This window comes from Enterobacter sp. 186315, from assembly GCF_053290175.1.
Genome location: NZ_JBPTTK010000047.1, coordinates 1 through 3,193, shown reverse-complemented (window position 1 = coordinate 3,193; position 3,193 = coordinate 1). Strand labels below are relative to the sequence as shown.

The window sequence follows — 3,193 nt, the reverse complement described above, 5'->3', positions numbered from 1 at the left end:
TTTGCTCTTTAAAAATCTGGATCAAGCTGAAAATTGAAACGACACATCTTTAACGGTGTGTTCGAGTCTCTCAAATTTTCGCAATCACGATGATGAATCGAACGAAACATCTTCGGGTTGTGAGGTTAAGCGACTAAGCGTACACGGTGGATGCCCTGGCAGTCAGAGGCGATGAAGGACGTGCTAATCTGCGAAAAGCGCCGGCGAGGTGATATGAACCTTTGACCCGGCGATGTCCGAATGGGGAAACCCAGTGTGATTCGTCACACTATCGTTAACTGAATACATAGGTTAACGAGGCGAACCGGGGGAACTGAAACATCTAAGTACCCCGAGGAAAAGAAATCAACCGAGATTCCCCCAGTAGCGGCGAGCGAACGGGGAGCAGCCCAGAGTCTGAATCAGCTTGTGTGTTAGTGGAACGGTCTGGAAAGTCCGACGGTACAGGGTGATAGTCCCGTACACGAAAGCACACATGCTGTGAACTCGAAGAGTAGGGCGGGACACGTGGTATCCTGTCTGAATATGGGGGGACCATCCTCCAAGGCTAAATACTCCTGACTGACCGATAGTGAACCAGTACCGTGAGGGAAAGGCGAAAAGAACCCCGGCGAGGGGAGTGAAAAAGAACCTGAAACCGTGTACGTACAAGCAGTGGGAGCACCTTCGTGGTGTGACTGCGTACCTTTTGTATAATGGGTCAGCGACTTATATTCTGTAGCAAGGTTAACCGTATAGGGGAGCCGAAGGGAAACCGAGTCTTAACTGGGCGTTAAGTTGCAGGGTATAGACCCGAAACCCGGTGATCTAGCCATGGGCAGGTTGAAGGTTGGGTAACACTAACTGGAGGACCGAACCGACTAATGTTGAAAAATTAGCGGATGACTTGTGGCTGGGGGTGAAAGGCCAATCAAACCGGGAGATAGCTGGTTCTCCCCGAAAGCTATTTAGGTAGCGCCTCGTGAACTCATCTTCGGGGGTAGAGCACTGTTTCGGCTAGGGGGCCATCCCGGCTTACCAACCCGATGCAAACTACGAATACCGAAGAATGTTATCACGGGAGACACACGGCGGGTGCTAACGTCCGTCGTGAAGAGGGAAACAACCCAGACCGCCAGCTAAGGTCCCAAAGTCATGGTTAAGTGGGAAACGATGTGGGAAGGCACAGACAGCCAGGATGTTGGCTTAGAAGCAGCCATCATTTAAAGAAAGCGTAATAGCTCACTGGTCGAGTCGGCCTGCGCGGAAGATGTAACGGGGCTAAACCATGCACCGAAGCTGCGGCAGCGACGCTTATGCGTTGTTGGGTAGGGGAGCGTTCTGTAAGCCGTTGAAGGTGTGCTGTGAGGCATGCTGGAGGTATCAGAAGTGCGAATGCTGACATAAGTAACGATAATGCGGGTGAAAAGCCCGCACGCCGGAAGACCAAGGGTTCCTGTCCAACGTTAATCGGGGCAGGGTGAGTCGACCCCTAAGGCGAGGCCGAAAGGCGTAGTCGATGGGAAACAGGTTAATATTCCTGTACTTGGTGTTACTGCGAAGGGGGGACGGAGAAGGCTATGTTAGCCGGGCGACGGTTGTCCCGGTTTAAGCATGTAGGCGGGAGTTTTAGGTAAATCCGGAACTCTTCTAACGCTGAGGTGTGATGACGAGGCACTACGGTGCTGAAGTAACAAATGCCCTGCTTCCAGGAAAAGCCTCTAAGCATCAGGTAACACAAAATCGTACCCCAAACCGACACAGGTGGTCAGGTAGAGAATACCAAGGCGCTTGAGAGAACTCGGGTGAAGGAACTAGGCAAAATGGTGCCGTAACTTCGGGAGAAGGCACGCTGATATGTAGGTGAAGCCCCTGCGGGTGGAGCTGAAATCAGTCGAAGATACCAGCTGGCTGCAACTGTTTATTAAAAACACAGCACTGTGCAAACACGAAAGTGGACGTATACGGTGTGACGCCTGCCCGGTGCCGGAAGGTTAATTGATGGGGTTAGCGGCAACGCGAAGCTCTTGATCGAAGCCCCGGTAAACGGCGGCCGTAACTATAACGGTCCTAAGGTAGCGAAATTCCTTGTCGGGTAAGTTCCGACCTGCACGAATGGCGTAATGATGGCCAGGCTGTCTCCACCCGAGACTCAGTGAAATTGAACTCGCTGTGAAGATGCAGTGTACCCGCGGCAAGACGGAAAGACCCCGTGAACCTTTACTATAGCTTGACACTGAACACTGGTCCTTGATGTGTAGGATAGGTGGGAGGCTTTGAAGCGTGGACGCCAGTCTGCGTGGAGCCAACCTTGAAATACCACCCTTTAATGGCTGGTGTTCTAACGTAGACCCGTAATCCGGGTTGCGGACAGTGTCTGGTGGGTAGTTTGACTGGGGCGGTCTCCTCCCAAAGAGTAACGGAGGAGCACGAAGGTTAGCTAATCCTGGTCGGACATCAGGAGGTTAGTGCAATGGCATAAGCTAGCTTGACTGCGAGAGTGACGGCTCGAGCAGGTGCGAAAGCAGGTCATAGTGATCCGGTGGTTCTGAATGGAAGGGCCATCGCTCAACGGATAAAAGGTACTCCGGGGATAACAGGCTGATACCGCCCAAGAGTTCATATCGACGGCGGTGTTTGGCACCTCGATGTCGGCTCATCACATCCTGGGGCTGAAGTAGGTCCCAAGGGTATGGCTGTTCGCCATTTAAAGTGGTACGCGAGCTGGGTTTAGAACGTCGTGAGACAGTTCGGTCCCTATCTGCCGTGGGCGCTGGAGAATTGAGGGGGGCTGCTCCTAGTACGAGAGGACCGGAGTGGACGCATCACTGGTGTTCGGGTTGTCATGCCAATGGCATTGCCCGGTAGCTAAATGCGGAAGAGATAAGTGCTGAAAGCATCTAAGCACGAAACTTGCCCCGAGATGAGTTCTCCCTGACCCTTTAAGGGTCCTGAAGGAACGTTGAAGACTACGACGTTGATAGGTCGGGTGTGTAAGCGCAGCGATGCGTTGAGCTAACCGATACTAATGAACCGTGAGGCTTAACCTTACAACGCCGAAGCTGTTTTGGCGTGAGAGACAGACACGATTTTCAGCCTGATACAGATTAACAGAATTTGCCTGGCGGCTTTAGCGCGGTGGTCCCACCTGACCCCATGCCGAACTCAGAAGTGAAACGCCGTAGCGCCGATGGTAGTGTGGGGTCTCCCCATG

Annotated in this window: 2 rRNA genes; both read left to right on the top strand. The window is 52.8% G+C overall.

Annotated elements, in window-relative coordinates:
* Positions 1-123 precede the first annotated feature (123 nt).
* Positions 124-3,029: ribosomal RNA gene (locus ACSVHP_RS22810) — 23S ribosomal RNA — on the top strand.
* Positions 3,030-3,099: 70 nt separating this feature from the next.
* Positions 3,100-3,193: ribosomal RNA gene (gene rrf / locus ACSVHP_RS22805) — 5S ribosomal RNA — on the top strand; the annotation flags it as partial.